The 25,966-nt window shown below is 33.8% G+C and carries 27 protein-coding genes and 1 tRNA gene; 17 read left to right on the top strand and 11 right to left on the bottom strand.

The window, feature by feature from the left end:
• Positions 1 to 19 precede the first annotated feature (19 nt).
• Positions 20 to 2,335: a patatin-like phospholipase family protein gene (locus WC622_RS05680; protein ID WP_372818131.1), complete on the top strand. Its 2,316-nt coding sequence runs from the start codon at positions 20 to 22 to the stop codon at positions 2,333 to 2,335.
• A complete protein-coding gene (locus WC622_RS05685) occupies positions 2,332 to 2,859 on the top strand; it encodes a hypothetical protein (protein WP_372818133.1) in 528 nt (175 codons plus the stop codon). The genes WC622_RS05680 and WC622_RS05685 overlap by 4 nt, the downstream gene beginning before the upstream one ends.
• A gap of 18 nt (positions 2,860 to 2,877) precedes the next feature.
• Here WC622_RS05685 and WC622_RS05690 read toward each other — a convergent pair whose 3' ends face one another.
• Positions 2,878 to 5,295 carry a BamA/TamA family outer membrane protein gene (locus WC622_RS05690; RefSeq protein ID WP_372818135.1) on the bottom strand — a complete coding sequence of 806 codons (2,418 nt, stop codon included), beginning with the start codon at positions 5,293 to 5,295 and terminating at the stop codon, positions 2,878 to 2,880.
• Here WC622_RS05690 and WC622_RS05695 point away from each other — a divergent pair.
• The 7 genes from WC622_RS05695 to WC622_RS05725 all read left to right on the top strand — a co-directional run bounded on the left by WC622_RS05695 (position 5,286) and on the right by WC622_RS05725 (position 8,347).
• Positions 5,286 to 6,044 (top strand): TrmH family RNA methyltransferase, encoded by a 759-nt coding sequence (locus tag WC622_RS05695; RefSeq protein ID WP_372818137.1) that lies wholly within the window; start codon positions 5,286 to 5,288, stop codon positions 6,042 to 6,044. The two genes, WC622_RS05690 and WC622_RS05695, sit on opposite strands and share 10 nt — an antisense overlap.
• Positions 6,045 to 6,132: 88 nt before the next feature.
• A tRNA-Cys gene (locus WC622_RS05700) sits at positions 6,133 to 6,203 on the top strand.
• Positions 6,204 to 6,242: 39 nt separating this feature from the next.
• Positions 6,243 to 6,419, top strand: coding sequence for a spore protein (locus tag WC622_RS05705; protein WP_372818139.1), 177 nt, complete (start codon positions 6,243 to 6,245; stop codon positions 6,417 to 6,419).
• Positions 6,420 to 6,594: 175 nt separating this feature from the next.
• The gene (locus WC622_RS05710; RefSeq protein ID WP_372818141.1) at positions 6,595 to 6,924 is read left to right on the top strand and encodes an ArsR/SmtB family transcription factor; all 330 of its coding nucleotides are present in this window, start codon (positions 6,595 to 6,597) and stop codon (positions 6,922 to 6,924) included.
• Between the two features lie 4 nt (positions 6,925 to 6,928).
• Entirely contained in the window at positions 6,929 to 7,363 is a 435-nt protein-coding gene (locus tag WC622_RS05715; protein ID WP_372818143.1) for an SRPBCC domain-containing protein, read from the top strand.
• Between the two features lie 66 nt (positions 7,364 to 7,429).
• Positions 7,430 to 7,975, top strand: a complete 546-nt coding sequence (locus tag WC622_RS05720; protein WP_372818145.1) for a hypothetical protein — start codon at positions 7,430 to 7,432, stop codon at positions 7,973 to 7,975.
• 12 nt (positions 7,976 to 7,987) lie between these two features.
• On the top strand, positions 7,988 to 8,347 hold the full coding sequence (locus WC622_RS05725) for an iron chaperone (RefSeq protein WP_372818147.1): 360 nt from the start codon (positions 7,988 to 7,990) through the stop codon (positions 8,345 to 8,347).
• Here WC622_RS05725 and WC622_RS05730 read toward each other — a convergent pair whose 3' ends face one another.
• The gene (locus tag WC622_RS05730; RefSeq protein ID WP_372818149.1) at positions 8,348 to 9,376 is read right to left on the bottom strand and encodes a quinone-dependent dihydroorotate dehydrogenase; all 1,029 of its coding nucleotides are present in this window, start codon (positions 9,374 to 9,376) and stop codon (positions 8,348 to 8,350) included.
• Positions 9,377 to 9,630: 254 nt separating this feature from the next.
• Here WC622_RS05730 and WC622_RS05735 point away from each other — a divergent pair, with 254 nt between their 5' ends.
• Both WC622_RS05735 and WC622_RS05740 read left to right on the top strand, forming a co-directional pair.
• Entirely contained in the window at positions 9,631 to 11,541 is a 1,911-nt protein-coding gene (locus WC622_RS05735) for an ABC-F family ATP-binding cassette domain-containing protein (protein WP_372818180.1), read from the top strand.
• A gap of 1 nt (position 11,542) precedes the next feature.
• The gene (locus tag WC622_RS05740; protein WP_372818151.1) at positions 11,543 to 12,805 is read left to right on the top strand and encodes a DUF5103 domain-containing protein; all 1,263 of its coding nucleotides are present in this window, start codon (positions 11,543 to 11,545) and stop codon (positions 12,803 to 12,805) included.
• Between the two features lie 135 nt (positions 12,806 to 12,940).
• On the opposite strand, the gene WC622_RS05745 is transcribed toward WC622_RS05740, so the two are convergent.
• The gene (locus tag WC622_RS05745) at positions 12,941 to 14,416 is read right to left on the bottom strand and encodes an alpha-amylase (RefSeq protein ID WP_372818153.1); all 1,476 of its coding nucleotides are present in this window, start codon (positions 14,414 to 14,416) and stop codon (positions 12,941 to 12,943) included.
• A 160-nt stretch (positions 14,417 to 14,576) separates the two neighbouring features.
• Between WC622_RS05745 and WC622_RS05750 the strand changes: the two genes are divergently transcribed.
• The gene (locus WC622_RS05750) at positions 14,577 to 15,098 is read left to right on the top strand and encodes an acyl-CoA thioesterase (protein ID WP_372818155.1); all 522 of its coding nucleotides are present in this window, start codon (positions 14,577 to 14,579) and stop codon (positions 15,096 to 15,098) included.
• Position 15,099: 1 nt separating this feature from the next.
• Here the strand turns inward: WC622_RS05750 and WC622_RS05755 are convergent, their stop codons facing one another.
• The gene (locus tag WC622_RS05755) at positions 15,100 to 15,513 is read right to left on the bottom strand and encodes an EVE domain-containing protein (RefSeq protein ID WP_372818157.1); all 414 of its coding nucleotides are present in this window, start codon (positions 15,511 to 15,513) and stop codon (positions 15,100 to 15,102) included.
• 554 nt (positions 15,514 to 16,067) lie between these two features.
• Between WC622_RS05755 and WC622_RS05760 the strand changes: the two genes are divergently transcribed.
• Both WC622_RS05760 and WC622_RS05765 read left to right on the top strand, forming a co-directional pair.
• Positions 16,068 to 16,364 carry a hypothetical protein gene (locus WC622_RS05760; RefSeq protein WP_372818159.1) on the top strand — a complete coding sequence of 99 codons (297 nt, stop codon included), beginning with the start codon at positions 16,068 to 16,070 and terminating at the stop codon, positions 16,362 to 16,364.
• Between the two features lie 205 nt (positions 16,365 to 16,569).
• The gene (locus WC622_RS05765) at positions 16,570 to 16,929 is read left to right on the top strand and encodes a hypothetical protein (RefSeq protein ID WP_372818161.1); all 360 of its coding nucleotides are present in this window, start codon (positions 16,570 to 16,572) and stop codon (positions 16,927 to 16,929) included.
• A gap of 91 nt (positions 16,930 to 17,020) precedes the next feature.
• Here WC622_RS05765 and WC622_RS05770 read toward each other — a convergent pair whose 3' ends face one another.
• On the bottom strand, positions 17,021 to 17,206 hold the full coding sequence (locus tag WC622_RS05770) for a hypothetical protein (RefSeq protein WP_372818163.1): 186 nt from the start codon (positions 17,204 to 17,206) through the stop codon (positions 17,021 to 17,023).
• 197 nt (positions 17,207 to 17,403) lie between these two features.
• Between WC622_RS05770 and WC622_RS05775 the strand changes: the two genes are divergently transcribed.
• Entirely contained in the window at positions 17,404 to 17,991 is a 588-nt protein-coding gene (locus tag WC622_RS05775; RefSeq protein WP_372818165.1) for a DUF4142 domain-containing protein, read from the top strand.
• A gap of 68 nt (positions 17,992 to 18,059) precedes the next feature.
• Here WC622_RS05775 and WC622_RS05780 read toward each other — a convergent pair whose 3' ends face one another.
• Both WC622_RS05780 and WC622_RS05785 read right to left on the bottom strand, forming a co-directional pair.
• The gene (locus WC622_RS05780) at positions 18,060 to 19,592 is read right to left on the bottom strand and encodes a sulfatase (protein WP_372818167.1); all 1,533 of its coding nucleotides are present in this window, start codon (positions 19,590 to 19,592) and stop codon (positions 18,060 to 18,062) included.
• A gap of 154 nt (positions 19,593 to 19,746) precedes the next feature.
• On the bottom strand, positions 19,747 to 19,977 hold the full coding sequence (locus WC622_RS05785) for a hypothetical protein (protein ID WP_372818168.1): 231 nt from the start codon (positions 19,975 to 19,977) through the stop codon (positions 19,747 to 19,749).
• Positions 19,978 to 20,172: 195 nt separating this feature from the next.
• On the opposite strand from WC622_RS05785, the gene WC622_RS05790 reads away from it, so the two are divergent.
• Positions 20,173 to 20,556, top strand: a complete 384-nt coding sequence (locus tag WC622_RS05790) for a hypothetical protein (RefSeq protein ID WP_372818169.1) — start codon at positions 20,173 to 20,175, stop codon at positions 20,554 to 20,556.
• A 53-nt stretch (positions 20,557 to 20,609) separates the two neighbouring features.
• Here the strand turns inward: WC622_RS05790 and WC622_RS05795 are convergent, their stop codons facing one another.
• The 3 genes from WC622_RS05795 to holA all read right to left on the bottom strand — a co-directional run bounded on the left by WC622_RS05795 (position 20,610) and on the right by holA (position 24,846).
• Positions 20,610 to 23,171 (bottom strand): zinc-dependent metalloprotease, encoded by a 2,562-nt coding sequence (locus tag WC622_RS05795; RefSeq protein ID WP_372818171.1) that lies wholly within the window; start codon positions 23,169 to 23,171, stop codon positions 20,610 to 20,612.
• A gap of 232 nt (positions 23,172 to 23,403) precedes the next feature.
• Positions 23,404 to 23,763: a VOC family protein gene (locus WC622_RS05800; protein WP_372818173.1), complete on the bottom strand. Its 360-nt coding sequence runs from the start codon at positions 23,761 to 23,763 to the stop codon at positions 23,404 to 23,406.
• Between the two features lie 57 nt (positions 23,764 to 23,820).
• On the bottom strand, positions 23,821 to 24,846 hold the full coding sequence (gene holA, locus WC622_RS05805; protein ID WP_372818175.1) for a DNA polymerase III subunit delta: 1,026 nt from the start codon (positions 24,844 to 24,846) through the stop codon (positions 23,821 to 23,823).
• 79 nt (positions 24,847 to 24,925) lie between these two features.
• Here holA and WC622_RS05810 point away from each other — a divergent pair, with 79 nt between their 5' ends.
• Positions 24,926 to 25,390 (top strand): type I restriction enzyme HsdR N-terminal domain-containing protein, encoded by a 465-nt coding sequence (locus WC622_RS05810; protein ID WP_372818177.1) that lies wholly within the window; start codon positions 24,926 to 24,928, stop codon positions 25,388 to 25,390.
• Between the two features lie 75 nt (positions 25,391 to 25,465).
• Here WC622_RS05810 and WC622_RS05815 read toward each other — a convergent pair.
• Positions 25,466 to 25,966 (bottom strand): Gfo/Idh/MocA family oxidoreductase (locus WC622_RS05815; RefSeq protein WP_372818178.1); only part of this gene is annotated, 501 nt, incomplete at its 5' end.

The raw sequence follows: 25,966 nt of genomic DNA on the forward strand, positions 1-25,966 counted from the left end.
ACAATATTTTTATAGGGTGATGTATCCTAAAAAGCTATTCGTTTTCTTCTTTTTGCTTTTGGTGCTACAGGTAAAAGCCCAAAAAGTAGGCTTAGTTTTAAGCGGTGGTGGCGCTAAAGGCTTAGCTCATATTGGCACATTAAAAGCACTCGAAGAAAATAATATTCCGATAGATTATATTACTGGAACATCAATGGGTGGCATTGTTGGGGCTATGTACGCTGCAGGTTATTCTCCATCGCAAATAGAAAAAATTGCTTTAAGTTCAGATTTTCAGGATTGGGTTAGCGGCAAATACAAAAGTGATTATAGCTTTTACTTCCAAAAAAACAGTGCAAATGCCGCTGTTTTAACAGCTAAATTATCCATTGATACCAGTTTAAGACTGAGTTTTAGGTCTAACTTAGTGAATGATATTCCACTCAATTTTGCCTTGTTAGAATTATTCTCACAAGCCTCTGCTATTTCAATAGATAATTTTGATCAACTTTTTGTGCCTTATCGTTGTATGGTTTCTGATGTTTTATCTCAAAAAAGTATTACCGTAAGTAAAGGAAGTTTAGCCGAAGCGGTCAGAGCTACTATGACCGTTCCTTTGATTTACAGACCAATTAAACTAGATGGAAAATATGTTTTTGACGGTGGTTTGTATAACAATTTCCCAGCGGATATTATGAAAAAAGAGTTTAAACCAGATTTCATTATTGGCGCAAATGTTTCTTCTAAAACTTTTAATGAATATCCAAAAAACGATGACAGATTGATGAATCGACTTTTGGTGTATATGTTTCTTTCCAAATCTGATTCAACTTTAGTTGGAGAAAATGGTGTTTACATACAACCCGATTTGGTTGATTATACCACAACCAATTTCACACCTGTTGAAGAGTTAATTAAAAGAGGTTATGATGCAACAATGGCCGATATGGATAAAATTAAAAGGTCAATATCACGACGAGTTACACCCCAAGAGTTACTAGTTAAAAGGACAAAGTTTAATCAACGGAAACCTGATTTAGTATTTAGTAATGTAACCGTTTCTGGAGTTAATTCTCAGCAAAAAAAATACATCGAACGACTTTTCAAAAGTGATCAAGCAACTTTTAATCTTGAAGATATCAAAAGAGGGTATTATAAATTAGTAGCTGACGAAACCTTTGAAACTGTTTATCCAAAAATTTCTTATCACCCAGAAACAGATAGTTATAATTTCGAAATTGTAGCTAAACCCAAAAAGAGTTTTAAAATAGATTTTGGTGGAAATATTTCTTCTAGACCTATCAGCAACGTGTATTTAGGTTTGCAATACAATTACTTAAATCGCAAAGCCTACACATTTGGAACGAATTTTTATTCAGGTAGATTTTACGAATCCGTTCAATTTAGCGGGCGGGTAGATTATCCTTCTGGCTTACCCTTATTTTTAGCTGCAGAGCTAACTTATAACCACTGGAATTATTACAATACCAGCCAAATTTTTATCGAAAATCCACACCCAACTTACATTGAACAAGCAGACAGAAAGATAGATCTAAAATTAGGAATGCCATTAAATCGCAATGCGAGAATTACATTGAGTGCTGCATTTATTAACAATAGTGATAGATACAGTCCTACAAATACTTTTACTGTTGGTGATGTTTTGGATAGAACAACATTTAATGGATTAAAAACTAGCTTATTACTTGAGCAAAACTCACTTAATCGAAAACAATATGCTGATAGGGGTCATAATTTATTCTTTAGCGCAAATTTTTTAACTGGTAAAGAAAATTATACACCAGGAAATGTTTTTGGAACTTATAACTCTTTTGTTAAAAATGCAGTTATTAAACGCACATTTAGAGAATGGGGAAGTATTAAATTAAGCGATGAGAATTACTTTTTCCATACCAAAAACTACACATTGGGTTATTTGGCAGAAGGTGTTATTTCTAATCAGCCTTTATATTTTAATTATTATGAAACACTTTTAGCTGCTCCAGCATTTTATCCTTTACAAGATAGTAAATCTCTCTTTTTAACTAATTTTAGGGCAACAAGTTACCTTGCTGGCGGATTAAAAAATGTGTTTAATATTAAGCGTAATTTTGATTTTCGCTTAGAAGGTTATTTATTTCTACCTTACAAAGAATTTGAAAAAAGTGGAGTGCAAGGTGTTGAGTATGCAAAAGCATTTAGTAAATGGCATTATGCGGGCACTGCAGGTTTAGTATACCATACTCCAGTAGGACCAATAAGTTTAAGTTATAATTTATACGATGATCCTGTGAAAAGAAATGGTGTTTTACTACATTTAGGCTATCTGATTTATAATAAACGATCTTTAGAATGAAACATATAATTATAGTCCTTTTACTGTTTTTGGGCGGTAAAAGCTTTGCTCAAAATGCCGATATCAATAATTTTTTGGTAAAGGAAAGTTTACTAAAAAATAGCAAATTAGCTATAATAGCAGCAGATTCGCTTGATAATCCATTAGAGAAAATAAATGGAACTTACACCTTTAGCATTAGTGGCTTTACTCAGTCTTTAACTTTTAATGATGGTGTTGCGGTATTACCTTTACCTATAGATAAATCAACGTTCGTATACATAAAACATCAAAACGATAGTGGCACACACAGTAAGTTACTATACGTCTACAAAAAAGACGGAAATCTAAACCCTTTTACAATTAGCCGTATATTCTTAATTATCATCCCATTAATCATTATAATTTTGGCTTTTGCCTTTAAGAAATTCATTTATATAGCAATTATATTGCTTTTAATTTTCATGTATTTCAGTTATAGTAATGGCTTAAATATTTCTACATTTTTCGAAACTACTTTCGATTATTTGAGAAATTTAGTGTAGAAGAGAAAGTGTAATTCCTTAAAAAGGCATCCCGATACCAAAATTATATTGCATAAAACGATAACGGTCTGGATTATGAGTGAGGTAATAATTGTTTTTAAAATCACTAGCACCATTTAAAAATTTACCAATTACCCATTGCTCGGAACCTTTAAATTGAGGATCTTTTATTTTCAGTCCTAAATCAAATCTGAAAACAAAAAATTGCACATCAAATCTAAAACCCATACCTGCACCAATTGCAATTTGTTTACCTAATTCTTTAAGTTTAAAGTAGGTTTCAGGTTGAGGATTACCGGGTGAGATATTCCAAACATTTCCCATATCCACAAAAGCTGCACCTTTTAATTTTCCCCCAAACAACTTATTAATCAGCATGTATCTATACTCCAAGTTGCTTTCTATTCGCATTTGACCTAACTGATCTATCCCGTAAGAAGAGTTTCTGGCTTCAGCGCTAGTAATTACTTCTCTATTATAATTACCAGGCCCTAACGTTCTTGCCTGCCAAGCTCTTACGCCGCTAGAACCACCTGCATAAAATAATTTCTCAAAAGGAATAGAAACAGAGTTTCCATAAGCATAACCAACTCCACCATTTATTCTGGCAATAAATTGTCTATCTCCACCTAATTTCTTGTACCAACGAATATCCACTTCTGGCCTAACATATTGATTAAATGGCAATCCAAATATTGTTGCATAATCACCATTTTTTGGATCGTGTTTATTGCCTGAAATGCTAGTCGCTAATTGTAAAAGGTTACCAGCAAGATCTATATTACCTCTAAAATAAATAAAAGACCTATTTTCTAATAGTTTATCCGCATTTAAAGAATAGGCATACTTAATTCCAAGTGTAAAATCTTTACGACCAAGAAGTTTAATGTTGTAAGAGTTTTTTTCGAAGATTTCTTTATTATTATTGTACTTATCTATATCGCTTTTATCAAGAGTATCTATTAAAACATTACCAAAACGATACTCGAAATTAAGTGGTGTAAGTGAGTGTAATTTAGATTTTGTTTCTACCCAGTCATAACTAATAGAGTTAATAAATATCCTACGGACAGTAATATCTTTCTGTAATGCATATAAATAACTCGATGAAAATGTAGTATACGGCATTCCATTTTTACCCATCAGGGGAATAGCAAATGGCACCATTAATCTAGGCACAGTTAAGCTAGCGCTAACAGAAAAATCACGCTGATAAATATCTCTAAATATCGACTGACCATTACCAATTCTAGATTGTAGTCCACCTTTTACCTGAAATTGAAATTTTTCAGCTCCTCTTAAAAAATTATTATTTGTGTAGGTATTACTTAAGGTAAACCCAACTGTACCACTATTGAATGGAACTTCACCTTCAATACGATTGCTCATCGGTTTTTGAGGGATAAGCATAATAACCGGTTCAACCTTATTGCTACTATCCTTTGCTTTGGTGTAGTCTATTTTAACATTCTTAAATACGTTTAATTCGTATAATCTATCATAAGTTAAAGTCTCTTTTCTAATATCATATATTTCACCTTCTCTTATAAAATCATAGCGAACAATAGGGTTTCTTCTAAATTTTTTTGAAAGGTCAGTATACCGAATACCTCTAAAAGCTCTATCATTTAATTTTAGTGAATCTGTAAAGCCTTCCGAATTTGGAGCGATAATAATATTCGTTTCACCAATGGTATAAACTTTATGTTTTAAACTGCTATCTATTGGATTATCAATAATAAGCTTTACACTTACTTTGCTATTATTTTGATTCGAATCTGGCTCGTATCTCACATAAGGTCTTACAAAATCATAATACCCATTTTGACGCATTACTTGATAAATTTGTTCACGCTCATAAACTAATGAGTCCTCATCATATTGCATTCCCTCTCTCAAATGAGTAAATAATGCTTTATTTGATAGATAAAGTGTTTTTACTGTTGTATCAGGAATTTCATAACTTATTCTATTAATAAAAAACTCTGGTCCTTGATCTGCCACAAACCTTAGTTTAGCTTTCTTGTCTTTTACTTCAATTTCAGATTTTACTTTGGCCATAAAAAAGCCTTTACTTTTTAAGTATTTTTCTATCTGAACACGAGAAATTTCAACTAAGTTACTATCTAAAATTGGTGGTGGAGAACCTAATGGTTTGATGTTACTAGTTTTGTATTTGCCGTTTTTTGTATTAAAAAGATTGTATATCGCAACGTTAATTCCTAATCCTTCTGGCGGCCTAATATCCTTTTGCACATAATTATAAGCTTGTTCTTCAAAAGTTTTATCAATGCTATCAATCTTCACTTTTTTAACAATAGATTGGTAATCTTCAATATATTTTGTTGAAGAACATCCTGCGATAAAAACAAGAATAAATAGTAATATTGTAAGAATTTGTACCTGCTGCTTATAGTTAAACTTGTATGCTTTCAAAATCTCAAATCAGTTTTATAAAATCTCTACATCAAAAAAAGTACCGCAAAGAAAGTGGAATATTTATTATTGAAGGTATAAAATCTATCATAGAATTCATAAACTCTAACTACCAACTACATAGTATATATTACACTCCCACACACTTCTCATCCTTACCCAAAAACACCGCAAATATAAAGTTATTTGAGGTAAACAACGTCGAATTAGAGAAGATTAGTACTTTGCAAACTCCGCAAGGAATTTTAGCGTTAGTACATATCCCTGTTAAACAGAAATTAGATGTTAAAAGTTTGCACAACTGTTTTTCTTTAGTGTTAGATGATGTACAGGACCCTGGAAATTTTGGGACAATTATTCGTACTGCAGATTGGTTCGGAATAAAAAATGTAATCTGCTCTGAAAATACAGTTGAAGCTTATAACCCAAAAACGGTACAATCAACTATGGGGTCTTTATGTCGCGTAAATATTATTTATACTAACCTTACTTCTTTTTTTGAAGAAGTAAAACTTCCTGTTTTTGGTGCATTACTAAACGGAAATAATATTTACAAAACCAATTGGGATAAAGAAGGTTTAATTTTATTAGGGAATGAAGGGCATGGAATTAGTGAGGATTTGCTCGAGAAAATTACAATCCCAGTAACTATTCCACGTATTGGTGCAGCTGAATCACTAAATGTGGCAGTTTCTGCTGCTATATTTTGTAGTGAATTAAGTAGAGTTATAAATAAATTGAAATTTTAAGCATTGTGCTTTGTATCCTAACATATAATTGTTATTTTTGTGCCCCGTAAGGAAAAGCATTCCTTTGGAACAACCTTGAATTTTAAAAGGTCGAGTGGCCGAGTGGCTAGGCAGAGGTCTGCAAAACCTTGTACAGCGGTTCGAATCCGCTCTCGACCTCAGATTTTATATTAATTAAAGAAAATAAAGCTCATTATCATGGCAGTAACAAGATTAAAAAGAAAAGACAGATATAATAAAACAGTTTCTCGTCAAGAAGTTAATACGTTGAAATTAGCTACTAACATAGAATTAGGAAGCCGTTCTAAACAATCTAAAACAGATCAGTTAGCTAAAAACAATGCTGTATTAGCTCAATTAGAAGCTAAAGCGTAGTCAATTTCTTTCTTTAAAGTATTAAAGCATCTCAAATTATTTTTGGGATGCTTTTTTGTGCTCCATATTTTGACATTCCTCTCCTCCCTCCTGGATCTTAAAACTAATCCAAAAATAAATTTGCGTAAGTAAATACTTACTTATAGATTTGTAAGTAAACACTTACACAACAAGTATGAGAAGAGATGTATTTCAGGCAATCGCTGATCCAACAAGAAGAGAAATTATAAACTTAATTGCTTTTCAATCGTTAAACCTAAATGCAATTGCAGAAAATTTTGACATGAGCAGACCTGCTATTTCTCAGCATATCAAAATTTTAACAGAATGTGGCTTAGTCTCCATTAAAAAGGAAGGAAGAGAACGATATTGCGAAGTTAAATTTCAAAAACTCAAGGAAGTTTCTAAATGGATAGAACAATATAGTTCATTCTGGGACAACAAATTAGATGCACTCGAAATTTATTTATCAACTAACAAAACTAAAGTAGAACCTAAAAAATAATACTATGAAATCAGAAAATGTTGTAGTTGAAAGAACATACAATGCTCCTATTGATAAAGTTTGGAGCGCAATCACTAATGTTGATGAAATGAGAAACTGGTATTTTCAGTTAGAAGATTTTAAACCTAAAGTTGGTTTTAAGTTTGATTTTCTTGGCGGTCCAGAAGATGGGAAACAATACCTTCATTTATGTGAAGTGACCGAAGTTGTGGATGGTAAAAAAATAACCTATAGCTGGCGGTATGATAATTATCCAGGTAATTCGTTTGTGAATTGGGAATTGTTTGACAAAGGCGATCAAACTTTATTAAGAATAACGCATGCTGGCTTAGAAACTTTTGCTGATTTAGGTGCAGAATTTGAAAAAACAAGTTTCAATGATGGTTGGACATACTTTGTACATACTGCATTGAAAGGTTATTTAGAGCCAGAAGGTTAAGAATTCAATCTAACACTGTGAAACTACTTAGTATTAAGGTGTTAGATTTTTTCATTAATTTTAAAAATGAACGAAAATATAGAAATCCCTCTCCCAAAATTAAATTTTACACCAGAGGGAGAGTTAATTATTAAGCCTTCAGAAACCTCATCTGAAAAAGATTTTGATTTCTTTATAGGTAAATGGAATCTTCATAATAAAAAACTACAATCAAGGTTTACCAATTGTACAAATTGGATCGAATTTAATTCTACACAAGAAATGTATCCAATTTTAAATGGCCTTGGAAACATCGATAATTTTTTAGCAGAATTCGACGGCAAACCATTTGAAGGGATGAGCCTTCGACTATTTAATCCGAAAACAAGGTTGTGGAGCATCTATTGGTCTGATTCAAATACTGGAGTACTAGACCCTCCTGTTTCAGGTTTTTTTGAAAATAACATTGGTCATTTCTTCACGAAAGACGTTCATGAAGGAAAAGAGATTATCATGGCCTTTCGTTGGGATGCCAGAGACAAAAACAATCCAATTTGGAGCCAAGCTTGCTCTATGGATAGAGGATTAAATTGGGAATGGAATTGGTATATGTATATGAGTAAAATGTTATAATTTATTTTAAACATGGAAACAAAAATAACTACTATTGATGAATATATTAATGGCTTCCCACATGAAGTGCAAGAACATTTAAGACAAATTAGAGAAACTATAAAAAATGCAGCTCCGCAGGCAAAAGAAAAAATTAGTTATGGAATGCCTACTTTTTATTTAAATGGCAATTTAATCCACTTTGCAGGTTATAAAAATCATATTGGATTATACCCTGCCCCTCAAGGTATTGAAGCTTTTAAAGAGGACTTATCAATATACAAAGGTGCAAAAGGATCTGTACAATTTCCTTTAAATAAACCAATGCCATTAGATCTTATTGCTAAGATAACCAGATACAGAGTAAAAACTGCAATGGAAAAATCTAAGTAATTAAACCAACTCCTTACAAATCTGTTTAATCAAACCTGGCCCCTCATAAATAAAACCAGTATATAATTGCACTAAAGAAGCTCCAGCATCCATTTTATCTTTCGCATCTTGCGCAGAATGAATACCGCCGACTCCAATTATTGGAAAAGATTTTCCAGATTTTTCTGATAAATAACGAATAACCTCTGTTGAACGTTGAGTTAAAGGTTTTCCACTTAAACCACCCATTTCACTTTTCACTTTTTCTTCTGTATATAAACCGTTTCTGTCTATGGTTGTGTTGGTTGCAATTACTCCAGCAATACCAGTTTCTTTAACAATTTCTACAATATCATCCAATTGCTCATTGGTTAAATCTGGTGCAATTTTTAGTAAGATCGGTCTAGAAATATCGTTTTTTAAATTGCGTTGCTGTAATGTATTGAGTAATTCTTTAAGTGGCTCTTTTTCTTGTAAAGCCCTTAAGCCTGGTGTATTTGGCGAGCTTACATTTACAACGAAGTAATCTACCACATCAAATAAACGATCAAAACATTTGATATAATCGCTTACTGCATCTTCATTTGGAGTATTTTTGTTTTTACCAATATTTCCACCAACAACTATTTGAGGTTCTTTTTCTTTAAGCAAGCGTAATCGTTCTGCCATCACATCAACACCCTTATTATTAAAACCCATTCGGTTAATAATAGCCTCATCATCCTGTAATCTAAACATGCGTGGTTTATCGTTACCCGGTTGGGGTAAAGGTGTTACGGTTCCTACTTCAATAAAACCAAAACCTAAATTGCTTAATGCCTCAACATACTCGCCATTTTTATCAAATCCTGCTGCTAAACCTACTGGATTTTTAAATTTAATACCAAAAACTTCTCGTCCTAATCCTTTTATATGAACATCATAGCTGCTTCGTAGGATAGTTTTTCCGAATGGGAAATAATCATGAAACCATTTTAAGCGTTTTACCACAAAATGATGAACGTTTTCGGGATCGAACTTAAAAAAAACAGGTTTAATGAGGCGATACATAAGGCGAAGATACTCAAGATATGGAAGATGTAAAAGGGAAATTGTAAAATGTGGTCAAAAACCCGTTTTACCTCTTACATTTACATTGTCCCAAAAGCCTTTGTTAACTAAACCCGGTTGAAGCGGAAATACCCCGATTTTTTATCGGGGATTGAAGCGAAAAACGGGACTGATTTAGCCATCATCTACTGCCCTTCATTTTCAAAAACTTATACTTGAAAACAGGCTTAAAAAATCGTATTTTTGCACCCGAAATGATTTCTATAAACGACTTAACCTTCTTAATTGGCTCAAGAGCCTTATACGACGAAGCGAACTGGCACATTAAACCAGGCGATAGAGTTGGACTAATCGGTGCAAACGGCACTGGAAAGTCTACTTTACTTAAAATAATTGTGGGAGAATATGCACCGTCTTCTGGTAGCATATCGATGGCGAAAGATATAAAAATTGGTTATTTGAACCAAGATTTATTATCGTACGATTCGCATCATACCATTTTGCATGTGGCAATGGAAGCTTTTGAACGCCAAAATCAATTGCATGATGAGATTGAAGAATTATTAAAAAAGATTGAAACGGATTACAGCGAAGAGATTTTATATAAACTAAGTGATAAGCAACAAGAGTTTGAGGCTTTAGATGGTTATAATATTGAATATCGTGCAAATGAAATTTTAGCTGGCTTAGGTTTTAGTACCGAAGATCAACATCGTCCGTTAAATACGTTTTCTGGTGGATGGCGGATGCGTGTAATGTTGGCTAAAATTCTATTACAAACTCCTGATATTTTATTACTGGATGAGCCTACCAACCACATGGATTTACCGTCTATTAAGTGGTTAGAAACTTATTTGGGCAGTTTTGAAGGTGCAATTGTTATTGTATCTCACGATAGGTATTTCTTAGATAAAATTGTACGTAAAACAGTTGAATCTAGAAAAGGAAAGTTGACAGTTTATGCTGGTAATTATTCTTTTTACGTAGAAGAGAAATCGTTACGTGGTGAAATTCAAAAAGGTGAATTTAAAAACCAACAAGCTAAAATCAAGCAAGAAGAACGTTTAATTGAGCGTTTTAAAGCTAAGGCGAGTAAAGCTAAAATGGCGCAATCGCGGATGAAAGCGTTGGATAAAATGGAACGTGTGGAAGATGTTGATGATGATAATCCAACAGTAAATTTCAGTTTTAAATTCTCGAAGCCTTCAGGCAGACACGTAATAAAAATTGAACACGCGACTAAAAGCTATCCTAACATAGATATTTTAGATGATGCAGAAGCATTGATTGAAAAAGGTGATAAAATTGCATTAATTGGCGCTAACGGTAAGGGTAAATCTACTTTGTTAAGAATGATTGCTGGAACTGAGAAATTTCAAGGTTCTTGTGAAACTGGTCATAATGTGACGACTACTTTCTTTGCACAACATCAGTTAGAATCATTACATCTTGGTAATACAATTTTGGAGGAATTACAAGCATTTGCACCTAAACATACAGACACGGAATTACGTTCTATTTTAGGTTGTTTCTTGTTTACGGGTGATGATGTTTTTAAGAAAATTAAAGTATTATCTGGAGGAGAAAAATCGAGAGTTGCTTTAGCGAAATCGTTAACTACCGATTCGAATTTCTTGATTTTGGATGAGCCTACCAACCACTTAGATATTCAGTCGGTAAATATCTTAATTCAGGCTTTACAACAATATGAAGGTACGTTTATCGCTGTATCTCACGATAGGTATTTCTTAGATAATGTGGCTAATAAAATTTGGTTTATTGAGGAAGAAAAAATCAAGGAATATCCTGGAACGTATGCAGAATATGAAGAATGGAATAGCAAAAGGGTAATTCCTACACCAAAGCCAATTCCTGTTAGACCTACAGAAGAAAAGAAGCCAAAAATAGTTGAGCCTGCTCCTGCAAATGCACAACAACAATTAAAAAAGCTGAATGAGAAATTGAAAAGAATTGAGGAGGAAATTGCAGCTTTTGAATTGAGTATTAAAGCCGTTGAAGCAGAGTTAGCAAAAGAAGAAGTATTTTCTAGTCAACATAAATTAGATGAGGCTAATAAAAGATATTTAGCAGAGAAAGCTTTATTAGATCACGCTCAAAAAACTTGGGAAGAATTAGCTTCTGAGATTATGGAATTGGAAGCTTAACATGCAACGATTTGGGTTGATATTCTTTATTATCGCACTTTGTACCAGTGCATTTGCACAAAATCCAATTGTTGTGTATGATAATAGAGTATATCAACCTACTATTAAAACGGTTGAATGTTATAACACTAAAAAGGAACAATCTTTCCCCATTATCGCCTTGCGAAGTAGCGAAACCATTACTTTTGAATTTGATGATTTAAAAGGTGGTAGCAAAAGCTATAATTACACCATTGAACATTGTACTTTTGACTGGAAGCCCTCTAAAATTAATCAGCTAGATTATTTAGAGACGTTTAAAGAAGATATTATTTTCAAATATCGCTATTCTTTTAACACGCTAGAAAAGTTTACTCATTATCAACTGACACTTCCAAACGAGCAGATTAAACCTAAGCTATCTGGCAATTATTTATTAAAGGTCTATGAGAATAATGATCCTAAAAAAGTAATCATTACTCAACGCTTTTACATTGTAGATAATTTAGCAACTGTGGGTGTAGAAGTTGTGCCAAGTAGTCAGGTGGAGTTTCGGTTGAACAAGCAAAAAGTGAATTTCACAATATTTCATCCAATGCCAATACAAAACCCATATATGGATGTAAAGGCTGTTGTGATGCAAAATGGAATTCCTCAAACTGCGATTACTAACAAAAAACCAACTTTTGTAAAACAAGGTTCTTTAGTTTATAATGAATTAAACACCAATGAGTTTTGGGCTGGAAATGAATTTCGAAAATTTGATATTAGAAGTTTCCGTTACAAAGCTGAGCATGTGCAAGATTTTTATAAAGATAGTACCTTAAACGTGATTTTATTTCCTGACCAGCCTAATGGCATTGCGAAATATAGTACTCAGTTTGATGAAAATGGAAATTTCTTTATTCGTAATCAAGATGGAAGAGATAATATTACTGATAGTGATTATGCAAACGTTCTTTTTACATTAAATTCCGCAGCTCCTACTGCAAAAGGCAATGCCTATGTTGTTGGTCGATTTAATAATTACATTTTAAATGAGGAAAGTAGATTAAACTACGATTCAACTAAAAAACGTTTTTATGGAAATGTGAAATTGAAACAAGGTTTATATGACTTTAAATACGTTTGGGTAACTGAAGATGGAAAATTTGACGATACTGTTTTTGAAGGTTCGTTTTTCGAAGCCGACAACAGTTATCAGGTATTAGTTTATTACCACAAACCCGGCGGCAGATGGGACGAATTAATTGGATTTAGCAACATCAATTCTATTAAGAAGTAGTTCATTGGCGTCATTTGTTCATTAGTGGCAAATGTAAAAATCTCTCCTATAAAACTGTCTAATTCCAATGAACTAGTACGCTATTGAACTATTTTATCAAACTATATAGTACTAATGAACGAGTGAACAAATGAACTATTGAACTTTCAAAACCCACACACTCACACTTCCTGCATTACAAAAGAATTCTCCAAACCCGTTTTCATCAATTAAAACTTCTTCTTGTCGTTTTTCTAAACTATCAACAAAGGTTTTACCCGAAAAAGATTTCCCCATTTCCATCGCTTTAAAGCCTTCCTCACCATTACTCATTAGTACTGCAATACCAGAATTTGGATGTTCTTCATCACCTTCTCTGGTCCATCCAATGCAATTGTTATGATCTAAATAATCATGTTGTTCACCATACGCCAAATATTGTCTGGCTTTTAAGAGTTTAGGTAATTCTGGCAAGGCTACCAATTCAACACATTTACCGTCATCTTCATAATTTGCACCGTATACATCCGTAAAAAACACACAAGGAATACCTTGTTCGCGTAATAAAATTAAAGCATACGCTAATGGTCGAAACCAAAAATCTATGAATGACTCTAGTGCTTGCAAAGGCTGCGAATCATGATTATCCACAAAAGTAATTGCTAATTCAGGTCTTTTTTGAACCAATGTGTTATCAAAAATTTTATCTAAATCATATTCCTGGCCTGCTGTAGAAGCTAAATAAAAATTGTGATGCAATAATGAATCAAACAATTGTGTTCTTCCACCAGTAATTTCTATGTAGTGTTCCAATTCTTCTACATCAACAATATTCCAGTTTTCTGAAATAATTAAGAAATCTCGGTCGCATGCCTTTTTTAATTCATCTATCCATTCTATCACAAATTCTGTAGAAATATGTTTTACTGCATCTAGCCTAAATCCATCCATTTTACAGGTTTCATAATACCATTTTCCCCATCGCTTTAATTCTTCCTTTACCGCTTGATTTCTGAATTCGATATCATCAAACATTAAATAATCGTAATTACCCAATTCATCTGACGGTACTTTTTCCCAACCTTCTCCATACTCATTTTGAATTGCAAAAATGGCTGTTTCATTTAAATCTTGTGCCCAATCTACTCCGCTAAAACATTGATGATCCCAAATAAATTCTGAATATTTTCCTTGCCTACCAGGGAAAGTGAATTTTGTCCATGCTTCTATTTCCATCACATCAGAAATAAACTCATTTCTATCCTCTGGATTAACTTTTCTGACTTCTATTTTTTCCAATTCATCACCACCGGCTTTATGGTTAAAAACAACATCTGCCAAAACATTAATTTTATATTCATGTAAAGCATTGATTGCTGCAATATATTCGTCTTTGCTTCCGTATTTTGTATGTATGCTATTCTTCTGGTCAAATTCGCCAAGATCATATAAATCATAGGTGTCATAGCCAATTGAATAACCTCCATTACTACCTTTATAAGCTGGCGGAAACCAAACCGAAGTAAAGCCCATTTTGGATAAGCTAGTTGCTTCATTTTTTGCTTTTGTCCATAAATTATCTTGGTCATTATAATACCAATGGAAGTATTGAATGAGCGTTTGATTTTGCATAGCGTGTTTTTTATGAATACTATAACTTAAAATCAACACATATGTTTGGTTTTTGATTAAGTTTTTAAAGAACACTTTTAGGTCTGCCCAATTTATTTCAAAAACTTAATGTAGGGTATTTTGATAAAAAAACACCCAATTTTCTGTAGTTTTGCCAAATATGAGTATAAAAGCTAAAAGTCCAAAAAATTCCCATACGATAATGAATGAATTGGTATTACCTAACGATACCAATACCTTAAATAATTTAATGGGAGGACGTTTATTGCATTGGATGGATATTGCTGCTGCAATTTCTGCTCAAAAACATTGCAATAGAATTGTGGTAACCGCATCGGTAGATAATGTTTCGTTTAAACATGCCATTAAACTAGGTGATGTAATTACAATTGAGGCTAAAGTTACTCGCTCATTTAACACATCTGTGGAGGTTCGCTTAGATGTTTGGGCAGAGAATATTCCTTCTGGAACAAGAGCGAAATCTAATGAGGCTTACTACACTTTTGTAGCAGTAGATCAGAGTGGAAGAACCATTCCTGTGCCTGAATTAAAACCAGAAACTGAAGAAGAAATTGAATTGTACAATGGTGCTTTACGCCGTAGACAATTACGTTTAATTTTGGGTGGAAAAATGGAACCTAACGATGCTAGCGAATTAAAAGCTTTGTTTTTTAAGGATTAAATTAACTCCCCATTTCTAAAATTTTATCGAATTCTGTTGCTTTTAATGGCATAACTGATAATCGACCTTGTCTGACTAGAGAAATATCTTTTAAACTTTCTTCGGCTTTGATTTGCTCGAGTGAAACTGGTCTGGCTAAGGATTGAAATGGAGCTAAATCTACAACTACCCAATTTGGATCACTAGTTGTTGGGTCTTGGTAAAATTCCTTAACGACTTTAGCAATTCCAACCACGTTTTTTCCATCGTTGCTATGATAAAACAAAACTAAATCACCTTCTTTCATCTCTCTGAGATTATTACGAGCTTGGTAATTACGAACGCCATCCCAAAAGGTACGACCATCTTTGTTAAATTTTTCCCAACTGTATTTTATAGGTTCAGATTTGACTAGCCAATATTGTGTTTTTTGCATTTTTAAAGTAATTTTAAGAGCTTTTTTTCTTAAATCGTTGACAAACCGTTGACAAAAATACTGACCATCCAGTTGACATCTCCGCAGTGCATACGATTTAAACTTTCAAAATTTAAACAGTATGAAAACCAGCAATGCCCAACCACAGTCCGAAAACCACTTCATAAAGGAATGGGATGGAGTTCTATCTATCGTTCCCCGCAAAAATAACACATTCCAACAAACCTTTCATATATTTTTATTGGCCAAATCTAGATTTGAATTGTTCACGCTCAAATATATAATGAAAAAAATACGTCCAAAAAAGTGCTTTTGATGCCATCAATACTCCAAAACCAGAAAGGAATGCCAACTACAGTAGTTTTATCTACGTGCAGTGATTACATGTCAAATTAATTATACAATAACTACTTAATTTGAATATTAATTATACATTTATATCATATTAATTTGTAATTATAACATATAACTTCGATAAACTGGCAACATAAGTATATTTACCTTAAACCAATTATTACCTAATTTAAAATGTTATGAAAAAAATAAAGTTTGTAATGGCATTCCTGCTTGTAAGTAGTGCCATATTATTCAGCAGTATGAAAGGTGCAACTACCAGACAACTTTACACCTTTTATGATTCATCACAAGATATCTATATCGATTACAATCCAGCAAACCATGTTGTTACAAGCGTTAGATTTGGGTCTAGTGAAGTAGAGCATCCTGAGCCATTTCTTACCTCGGGTTTTACATATGATGTTACCACATTTCATCTAAGTGTTTCCGGATATCAATATGATCAAGATAATACTACGCTTACCCTTAGTGGAGAATTTGAAAGAATACCTTAAATTAAAGCCGGTTTATAAAAAGCCCGTTCATACGGGCTTTTTTTATGAAACGAAAATTGAATTGGACACTTCCAGCCGCAAAAATTGGCTCATTTCAGATTTGATTAGCCAATGATTCACTTGATATCTTATTTGGTTTCGAATTTACGATTTATAGCTGTTTTTTGGTTCATCGAATTTCAAAAGATTTATTTTATATTTAATTATGAGAAAATCATTGATAATCAGTTTACTATTTATAATTCTCACTTCAACTTATTCGGTAGCTCAAAAAACTTATGCCGATTCAATAAAGAAAGCGGTTCGAATTGATGCGCAAAAATTTAGGTTAAATGCAACTGATTTTAAAAAATTTAGGGATGGAAGCATCAGTAAAAATTCAGATCTTTTTAAACCATATTCTACCGTAAGTGTACCTCAGTTCTTAAAAGATTCGACTTATGTAAGCGCTTATCGCAATGCTACCTATTTAAAAACACTGAAAAGAAGGACTGCTGGCCATCATGTATTGATTTGGGGAACTGCTATTGTAATGGCGCCGACTATTGTTTTTTTAGCTCTTTAAATTGTAGCTATATTAAAAAATAAAGGATTCAAAAGGACGTGAATTGCCAAGACATGTAACACATATGTCCATTTTGACGAAAAAATTAATTTTAGCGCATTCTTTCAGTTCCAGATTTTAAGCCATCGTATTTAGTTGGGCACACCATTTTTTGCTGTAATAAATACACTTCAATTTTTTCAAGGTTGTTACCAACTACTGATACGGCTTTAATAATATCTTCTTTATTAGCGCCTAAATGCCTTTTAAGGAATGAGATTTCGTCTTTATTTATCATTGTTTTATTTTTTGCCATTGCTAGTCAATCGTTTTTCTCCTAACCTATTCAATCTAATCATCAAGCTTCTTCCGATACATCCTACTAACTAAATAAAAAATTGACACAAAAAGTTTGCTCTAATGTGAAACATATTTCAAATTAAATTGTTCAAAATCTTAGATCAATTCATTTTATATCAATTAAATTATTTTACTATGAAAAAATTAAGTTATTTAAGTGTAATCGCCTTACTGGCCTTCACATTTCAAAGCTGTAATTCAAATTCAAAAAATTCGAATGATAGCGCCGATAGTTTAAACCAAACTATGGATACTACTATGAATGGAGATACTACTGCAGATATGGCGGCAGATCAAGATGATACAGAGTTTGCTGGTAAGGCAGCTGTGGGCGGAATGGCAGAAGTTGAGTTTGGTAAAATCGCCTTGAGTAAATCGACCAATGCAGAAGTTAAAGCATTTGCCGATATGATGGTAAAAGATCATGGTAAAGCAAATGAAGAATTAAAAACGATAGCAGCTTCCAAAAGTATTACACTTCCTACTTCTTTAGATGAGGAACATACTAAGAAAATGAACGACTTGAACAAACTGACTGGCCGTGACTTTGACAAGGAATATGTTGATGCTATGGTAGATGGCCACAAAAAGACCTTAGATTTAATGGAAAAAGAAGCAAAAGATGGCAAGGATGCTGAACTTAGAGCATTTGCAAGCAAAACTGCTCCAATTGTAAAAGCTCACCTAGATCAAATTCAAAAAATTAATGACAGTATGAAATAATACCTGTTTGATTTAGAAAAAAAGCCTTCGAAAAATTCGAAGGCTTTTTTGTATAATTATTTTTATCCTTACTTTTCTAGAAATATCTTTTTTGCATCTTGATCATCGTATTTGTCAATTAACTGACTTAATTCAACTTTCATTGCAGCAATGGTTTTGCCGTATCCCTTTTGATCATACAAATTATGCATCTCATTAGGATCTTTTTGTAAGTCGTACAACTCCCAAGAGTTTACTCTTTTATAAAAACGAACCAATTTGTACCGTTGATTTCTTATACCGAAATGAGGAGAAACCGAATGTTCCCCATTTTCATAATAGTGATAGTAGATGGCATTTCGTCCTTTCGTATTCTTGTTCTTAAGTAATGGTAGCATGGATTGCCCTTGTTCATCCTTTGGAATAGAAATACCCGCAGCATCTAATACCGTTGGAGCGATATCCAAGTTCATTACAAAATTAGTCGACACTGTACCCGGCTTAATCACACCTGGATAACGCATGACCATTGGTGTACGGAAGGATTCTTCATAGATCCAGCGTTTATCAAACCAACCGTGCTCTCCCATGTAAAAACCTTGATCTGAAAGATAAATTACAATGGTGTTCTTGGTTAAATTATGTTTATCCAAATAATCTAATGTGCGTCCAATATTCCGATCCAACGAAGTTGCAGTACTTAAATAATCTCGCATATAGCGCTGAAATTTCCATTCAGTTAATGCATTGCCAGTTAGTTTTTGCTGATTAAAACTTGTTTCGATTGGCTTATAATACGCATCAACTTTGGTCCTCTGCTGCACATTCATTCTTTTAAAATTTCCGTCTTTGCTTTCATTTTCATCAGATCCGAACATTTTTAGATCGTAACCCATAATCATGGTTTTCGCAATAGTCATGTCCTGAACTTTCGCGGCTTCTCTATTTGCATACATATCGTAGAAATTGTGAGGCAACGCAAAAGTAACGTTATCGAACTTTCCTAAATCTGTTGTGTCTGGTAACCAAACACGATGGGTAGCCTTGTGCCCTATGACCAAGCAAAATGGCTTAGAAGCATCTCTTTTATCTAACCAATCTTCGGTTACATCTTCAATTACATTGGATACATACCCATCAAAACGTTTTTTAGAACCATCCATCATATCAAAATCAGGATTGTAGTATTGCCCTTGAGCGGGTAAAATTTGCCAAAAATCAAATCCTTGAGGCTTGCTTTCTAAATGCCATTTGCCAATCCATGCTGTTTGATATCCACCTTTTTGCAATTGCTTTACAAAAGTATCTTGATCGCCATTAAACACCGAGCTCTCATTATCCTTAAATCCATTTTTATGGCTGTATTTTCCTGTTAGAATAACTGCCCTGCTAGGTCCACAAATTGAATTGGTTACATAGGCCTTATCAAAACGAGCTCCTTCCTTTGCAATGCGATCTATATTTGGTGTTTGCATCAATTTGCTACCGTAGGCACTTATGGCTTGATAGGCATGATCGTCAGAAACTATAATGACAATATTAGGTCTGGTTTGCGCCATCGAATTGAACGCAAAACCAAAGCATGCTACGAAAAGGAGGATCTGGATTCTAAGTATTTTCATTGCATTATGTTATTAAAATATTATGTCATACATATACAAGCTAAGTACTCAAATATTTTATGCATTTGCAAGCTCTTTTGTTATTTATTGCCCTCACTACCCTATTCACTACATTTTCGATTAACATGATCGTATTTAATACGAAGTAATTCCTTTAATTTTTCGGTTTTCCCTCAACGCAAAGGACATTTCCCATCATGCAAAGGACATTTCCCATTGCGCAAAGAGCTTTTCCCATCACGCAAAGGGCTTTTCCCATCACGCAAAGAGCTTTTCCCATCACGCAAAGGACATTTCCCATCACGCAAAGAGCTTTTCTCATCACGCAAAGAGCTTTTACCATCACGCAAAGAGCTTTTCCCATCACGCAAAGGACATTTCCCATCACGCAAAATGATTTTTCTTACACTAAATTGGCTTGTTTTTTCATAAAGAAGACTGCAAAGATATGCGGAACCATATCTTAAATACAAAGTATAATATGATGAGTGTATTTATTAGAACCTTTTATCTGATAAGGAATTGTACAGTTGAAACACTCATACCAGCACAGACTTCAAAATATTTTATATATTTATTTATGGGAAAACAATTGTTATTCAGCACGTTATTGATATTTTTTATCTCAACTAAATTACCTGCTCAACCTGTAAATAAAGATTCAATTGAGAAAATAGCAATTAAGGACGTTAAAAATCTTTTTAAGTTAAAAAATCCTCAATTGCATAATTTTAGAAAATATAGGTATACCAGTAGCTCAGATTATTTTAAACCTAGCGAGTTAAACGTGAGCAATGGTTCTTTATTAAAAGATTCGGTGTACGTAAATACCTATAGAACTGTTGCTTATTACCAAACGAAAAAGAGACGCACAGCTGCTCATTACATTATTTTAGGAGCAGGAACTGTTGTAGTAGCATCAACAGTTGTACTTTTTGCAATACTAGCAAAAGCGACTAAATAAAAAAAGCGTCCCGATGTGAAGTCGGAACGCTTTAAGTTAAATTTTTGAATTATTTAGTCTTTCTTGTTATCTAAAGCACCCTCTATACGATCGGTTAAATCTAACAAATGGTATTTGCTTAACGAATCGCCTTGCGAAGCAGCAGCAGATTTAATACTGCTATTTAAATCACGTAATTGTCCTTTTACAACAGACATCACATCACTTTGTGAAGCTGTTAAGCCGGTTGGTGCGCCTCCTCTACCTACCAAAATGGCGTTAGTAGCTGTTGGTGCTGGAGCTGGTTTTACAATGGCAATTAATTTTTCTACATAAGCTTTTTGTAGATTACGACGATATACATCAACTGAAGCGTTTGATTTTAACTCGGTGAAAATTGCACCATTTAAATCTGTAAATAAATCTGTGATTTTATACGCTGTTGCACCATCGGCAGCTTCGGCAGCAACCAATTTGCCTAATGTGCTATTGCTTAATAAACGGTTTAACGTATTTCCTTGTAATCTCGCAATTACTTCTAATGGATTTTGATCGATATTATCTAAAATAGACTGATTTAATAACCATTTTGGTGTGGTAAATAATTGTCTGTTTAAGAAATCCATCGCTTCTTTTTGAGTTGCTGCTGGTGTACGTTCGTAAACTAAACCAGTTTGCTCTACCATTTTAGGATTTTCGTAAATACCACCTATGTTTTTGGCTACATGACCCATATAACGACCAAATTGAGTTGTTAATTGACCATACATATTTGATAAATTAGCATATCCTTCGTTTGATTCTTTTGTCCATGCTGGTAAGTTTGGTAAAATCACTTTTAAGTTTTTAATACCATAATCACTTGCTTTCATGGCGTTATCACCTAAATCTTCGTTTTGCGAATGTGGATCATCTGGATTAGATTCGGTACCAAACCATAAACGTCTGTTTTTAGCGGATTCGATTACTGTTTTATTTAATCTCTCAACTTCATCGCCAGGAGTTTTTGTATCTGTATAGTATTTATAACCCCATTCAATTGCCCATCTATCGTAATCGCCAATGCGAGGATATAATCCTTTTGCAGTAATATTATCTTCTGGTTGCGCAACATAGTTGAAACGAGCATAATCCATAATAGATGGTGTATGTCCATTTTCTTCTACCCATTTTTTATTACGTAAATTTTCTACTGGTGTAGTTGAACTTGAACCGTAATTGTGTAATAAACCTAAGGTATGGCCTACTTCGTGAGAAGATACGAAACGAATTAAATCGCCCATTAATTCATCACTAAATACCATTTTACGAGCTCTAGGATCAACTGCAGCAGTTTGAATCATGTACCAATCGTGTACTAATGATTGCACATTATGGAACCAGTTAATGTGGCTTTCCATAATTTCTCCACTACGTGGATCTGAAATACTTGGTCCGCTGGCATTAGCAATTTCCGAAGGTTTGTAAACAATTGCTGAGTGACGAGCATCGTCTATACTCCATGTAGAATCTTGTGCGAATGTTGGTGCTTCTTTAGCTACAATTGCATTTTTGAAACCCGCTTTTTCGAATGCTTTTGCCCAATCGTTAACACCTGCAATTAGATATGGAACCCATTTTTTTGGTGTTGCTGGATCAATGTAATACACAATTTGTTTTTGTGGCTCTACTAATTCTCCACGTTTGTATTTCGCTAAATCTTGTGGTTTAGGTTCTAATCTCCAACGTTTAATTAAGTCGATTTCTTTTACACCTTGTGGATTTAAATCAAAGTCGGTATAACCTACTGTGAAATAACCAACACGAGGATCGGCATATCTAGCTTTCATTGGTACTTTCGGTAAAATAACCAACGATGTATTTAGCTCTATAGTTGCAGAACCTGCAGAAGCACCACCACCGCCTGTTGGCGCTGCTGGACCAAATGGCGAAGGAGCAGCAGTTAAGCTATATGTTTTCATGGTACTGATTTCTACGTTAAGTGGAAAACTACGCATGTTTTGGATGTAGCTACGATCTGATAATTGTGCACCTAACCTAAATCTAGTTTTAGATGCTGGTGAGCTGAAATAGAAAATATCGTTATCGCTATTGATATAATCTGTTACGTCGATTACGCTTCCCGTTTTATCTGGCGTATATGCCGCAATGTTAAAAGAAGCTGCAATGGCTTGGATGTTTGAGTTTTTTAACGACTGATACATTGCAGTGGTACTATCTGGGCTGTAGGTCTTAAAACTCACTTTACGCATAAAAATGCGGTTATTTGGTCCTTTTTCGAAACGGATTACTGTGCTTCCAATTACGTCTCCTGCGTAACCTTGTGCTGCTCGTACATCGGCACCAGATTTAGCAATACGGCTTACCACTAAAATATCTCTACCTAAAGTGGTGTCTGCAATTTCAAAAAAGAATTTGTCTTCTAATTTGTGCGTGGTAATCATCCCCCTGCGGGTAAGTGTTTTATCGGTGATTACTTGAGCGTAAGGTTTTGGTTGAGCCTTCACGTTAGAACCTAGGGCAGCCCCTGGACCTCTACGTGTGGTATCAGCAGCACCACCTTGCGGTCTAACTTGTGCTTGCGCTATCGTTATAGCACTCACAGTTAATAAAATGGTTAGTAAATTTCTTTTCATGTAAATAAGTTAATTTAAAGTAAATATAATGGGCAATGCCTCAATAGCAGGCACAGCGGTATAACTTTATAGTTACAAACCGAAATTTTATAGTATTTGGTAAGAAGATAGGTTTAGATCATCATTCTCACCTCGACTGAGAATCGTAATGCGATGATAGTAAATGCTTATTTATCGCATTACGGTTACCGCTTGCGGGAATGACGGTTAATTTAGAATAACTACTAACTTACTAAGAAGAAAATTCTTGATTTTCGATTAGGCCAATTACATTTCCAAACGGATCATATATACTACCTACCCAAATTGCACCGCCAACATTTTGTGGAGCTTGATGAATTTCGACGCCCAAGGTTTCAAGTTTTTTAAAGCAAGAATCAATATCTTCTACTCCCCAATAGGTAATTGAACTATGCCCGTTACTAAAGTTTGCAGGATCTGGATCTAATCCGAGTTCAAATCCGCCTACGCTATAACCTACATAAAATGTTTCATCAAAATAAGGTTCTATTTCTAACACATTTTTGTACCACTCTTTGGCTTTGGTTAAATCAGTTACATGGTAGATAATTGTGCGGAGTCCTTTTAACATATGGGTTATTGTTTTATTGATTCATCAGTAATTTGTTCATTAATTGTTTAAACCTTATTAATGGATCATTTTAAACAGCATTTCTTTGAGTAATTCTCCATCTGTGGTATTGCCTGTACTATCTAAGCCCTTACTTTTAAGATCGTATTCTCTTAATAAACTAATGATATCGAAAGTCTTTGCATCGCTAAATGTTCTTGCAGCAGCTTCATAATCTTTAATAAAATACGGACTTACACCTAACTCTTTGGCTGCATCGTTTTTATTAGGCAAGTAATGGTATTTTAAGATTTTAGTAAAGTAGGCGTTCAAATTGGCCATGACCATTACCATTGGATTTGCTTTAGGGTTATCTGCAAAGTAATTCACAATTTGATTGCATTTTAACACGTTTCTTGATGCTAGTGCTTTTTGCAATTCGAATACATTATACTCTTTACTGATCCCAATATTTCGCTGAATATGATCTGTTTGAATAATAGTGTCCTTACTAATATTTAGACAAAGTTTTTCGACTTCGTTAGCAATTTTAGAAAGGTCTGTACCTAAATATTCTGCCATAAGCGCTGCTGCTTGTGGTGCAATTTTATACCCTTTCTCTTTAATATGTTCTTCAATCCAAGGCATTAATTTGTAATCGCGAACAGGATCTGATTGAAAAACAATACCGTTAGTGTTTATCGCTTTGTAAATCTTTTTGCGTTTATCGAAGTTGGCATATTTGTAGGCTAACACTAAAATTGTGCTTGGCAAAGGTTTTTCGAAATAGTTAAGTACTACTTCTGCTTCTTTACCACTGCCTTCGGTTTCTTTTGCCCATTTTAAATCTTGTGCTTCTTTTACTATAATGAGTTGATATTCGGACATCATCGGATATCGTTTTGCAGCATTCAAAATCGTTGCCATATCGGTATCTTTACCATACAAAATGGTCTGATTAAACCCTCTTTCCCCATCACTTAGCACATAATTTTCCATGTAATCAACTACTTGATCAATGTAATAAGGTTCTTCACCCTGCAACAAATACAAGGGTTTAAACTTTCTGGCTTTTAAGTCTTTTATAATTTCTACGGCACTCATTTGCGGTAAATTTACAATTTACCATTTACGATTTACGATTTTGAGGCAATAGTTTATTCACAAATATTAACTTTGGGCAATGCCGATATTTAATCCAACTTCTCTTAATCTTCCACATCATCCATTTAAAATTACTCAAAGGGATGATTTGTATTTTATTTTTGATGAGATACGGAAAAAGCATTTGGTTTTAACCCCTGAGGAATGGGTTAGGCAGCATTTTATCCGTTATTTAATTAAAGAGAAAAATTTCCCTGCTTCTTTATTACAGATCGAAGGCGGGCTGAGTTTAAACCAAACTAGAAAGCGTAGTGATATTTTGGTGTACGATAATTTGGGTGAAAAAATAATGGTAATTGAATGTAAGGCGCCATCGGTTGCAATTACTCAAGCTACTTTTGATCAGGCTGCTCGATATAATTCGGTTTATAAAGCGAGATGGTTGGCGGTTAGTAATGGTTTACAGCATTATTATGCGCAAATAGATCATACCAATGCCAAGTTTTTGTTTGTAGCGCAATTACCAGATTATAAGGATTTGTAGGTTTTGTCATTTTGACGAAGGAAGAATCTCTAATGCGGTTAAAGATCCTTCGGCTGCGCTGATAACGATCGCCTACTAAGAATACACTTCTTTCCAGAATTGAGTTTTAGAAGTATAAATTGCCTCGTTACACATGGCTACGCAAATTGCTGCTTGTGTGCCAGTATTTATATTCGAAACAGGTGTTTTATTCTCTGTGATAGCTTTATAAAATTCTTCTAGTGCGTAAATAGTTCCATCTTTTGTGGGTTTATCTAAAATTGGAATCCCGCCATCTGTATTTACTACAATTTTAGTGGCACCGGTTACCCCATCTACAATTCCTAATTGTTTAGCTGTTTCTTTTTCTGGATAGAAAATTCCAGTATTAGGTAATAGATTAACGGAACCTTTTGTGCCTTTTATTTTGAACAAATACCCATCGTGTGCATTGCCACAGGTTGCTCCAAAATTTCCAATCATCCCTGCGTTTTTATAACGTAATGTAGCTTGTATATTATCATAGGTTTCTCTACCATCTTTAAAAACATCAATTCCGCCAGTACCTATAATTTCGTCAGGTTGTGTTTCGAAAGC

The organism is Pedobacter sp., assembly GCF_041662865.1.
In the GTDB taxonomy this organism is placed as follows: Bacteria; Bacteroidota; Bacteroidia; order Sphingobacteriales; family Sphingobacteriaceae; genus Pedobacter.

What these genes read in the sequence shown, in the direction of transcription:
- WC622_RS05735 (WP_372818180.1), top strand. Translation starts at nt 9,631, where the DNA reads ATGATTTCTATAAACGACTTAACCTTCTTAATTGGCTCAAGAGCCTTA.
- WC622_RS05800 (WP_372818173.1), bottom strand. Translation starts at nt 23,763, where the DNA reads ATGTTAAAAGGACTCCGCACAATTATCTACCATGTAACTGATTTAACC.
- WC622_RS05810 (WP_372818177.1), top strand. Translation starts at nt 24,926, where the DNA reads ATGCCGATATTTAATCCAACTTCTCTTAATCTTCCACATCATCCATTT.
- WC622_RS05775 (WP_372818165.1), top strand. Translation starts at nt 17,404, where the DNA reads ATGAAAAAATTAAGTTATTTAAGTGTAATCGCCTTACTGGCCTTCACA.
- WC622_RS05785 (WP_372818168.1), bottom strand. Translation starts at nt 19,977, where the DNA reads ATGGGAAATGTCCTTTGCGTGATGGGAAAAGCTCTTTGCGTGATGGTA.
- WC622_RS05685 (WP_372818133.1), top strand. Translation starts at nt 2,332, where the DNA reads ATGAAACATATAATTATAGTCCTTTTACTGTTTTTGGGCGGTAAAAGC.
- WC622_RS05750 (WP_372818155.1), top strand. Translation starts at nt 14,577, where the DNA reads ATGAGTATAAAAGCTAAAAGTCCAAAAAATTCCCATACGATAATGAAT.
- WC622_RS05760 (WP_372818159.1), top strand. Translation starts at nt 16,068, where the DNA reads ATGGCATTCCTGCTTGTAAGTAGTGCCATATTATTCAGCAGTATGAAA.
- WC622_RS05725 (WP_372818147.1), top strand. Translation starts at nt 7,988, where the DNA reads ATGGAAACAAAAATAACTACTATTGATGAATATATTAATGGCTTCCCA.
- holA (WP_372818175.1), bottom strand. Translation starts at nt 24,846, where the DNA reads ATGAGTGCCGTAGAAATTATAAAAGACTTAAAAGCCAGAAAGTTTAAA.
- WC622_RS05680 (WP_372818131.1), top strand. Translation starts at nt 20, where the DNA reads ATGTATCCTAAAAAGCTATTCGTTTTCTTCTTTTTGCTTTTGGTGCTA.
- WC622_RS05745 (WP_372818153.1), bottom strand. Translation starts at nt 14,416, where the DNA reads ATGCAAAATCAAACGCTCATTCAATACTTCCATTGGTATTATAATGAC.
- WC622_RS05715 (WP_372818143.1), top strand. Translation starts at nt 6,929, where the DNA reads ATGAAATCAGAAAATGTTGTAGTTGAAAGAACATACAATGCTCCTATT.
- WC622_RS05730 (WP_372818149.1), bottom strand. Translation starts at nt 9,376, where the DNA reads ATGTATCGCCTCATTAAACCTGTTTTTTTTAAGTTCGATCCCGAAAAC.
- WC622_RS05780 (WP_372818167.1), bottom strand. Translation starts at nt 19,592, where the DNA reads ATGAAAATACTTAGAATCCAGATCCTCCTTTTCGTAGCATGCTTTGGT.
- WC622_RS05695 (WP_372818137.1), top strand. Translation starts at nt 5,286, where the DNA reads ATGCTTTCAAAATCTCAAATCAGTTTTATAAAATCTCTACATCAAAAA.
- WC622_RS05790 (WP_372818169.1), top strand. Translation starts at nt 20,173, where the DNA reads ATGGGAAAACAATTGTTATTCAGCACGTTATTGATATTTTTTATCTCA.
- WC622_RS05705 (WP_372818139.1), top strand. Translation starts at nt 6,243, where the DNA reads ATGGCAGTAACAAGATTAAAAAGAAAAGACAGATATAATAAAACAGTT.
- WC622_RS05740 (WP_372818151.1), top strand. Translation starts at nt 11,543, where the DNA reads ATGCAACGATTTGGGTTGATATTCTTTATTATCGCACTTTGTACCAGT.
- WC622_RS05770 (WP_372818163.1), bottom strand. Translation starts at nt 17,206, where the DNA reads ATGATAAATAAAGACGAAATCTCATTCCTTAAAAGGCATTTAGGCGCT.
- WC622_RS05755 (WP_372818157.1), bottom strand. Translation starts at nt 15,513, where the DNA reads ATGCAAAAAACACAATATTGGCTAGTCAAATCTGAACCTATAAAATAC.
- WC622_RS05720 (WP_372818145.1), top strand. Translation starts at nt 7,430, where the DNA reads ATGAACGAAAATATAGAAATCCCTCTCCCAAAATTAAATTTTACACCA.
- WC622_RS05710 (WP_372818141.1), top strand. Translation starts at nt 6,595, where the DNA reads ATGAGAAGAGATGTATTTCAGGCAATCGCTGATCCAACAAGAAGAGAA.
- WC622_RS05795 (WP_372818171.1), bottom strand. Translation starts at nt 23,171, where the DNA reads ATGAAAAGAAATTTACTAACCATTTTATTAACTGTGAGTGCTATAACG.
- WC622_RS05765 (WP_372818161.1), top strand. Translation starts at nt 16,570, where the DNA reads ATGAGAAAATCATTGATAATCAGTTTACTATTTATAATTCTCACTTCA.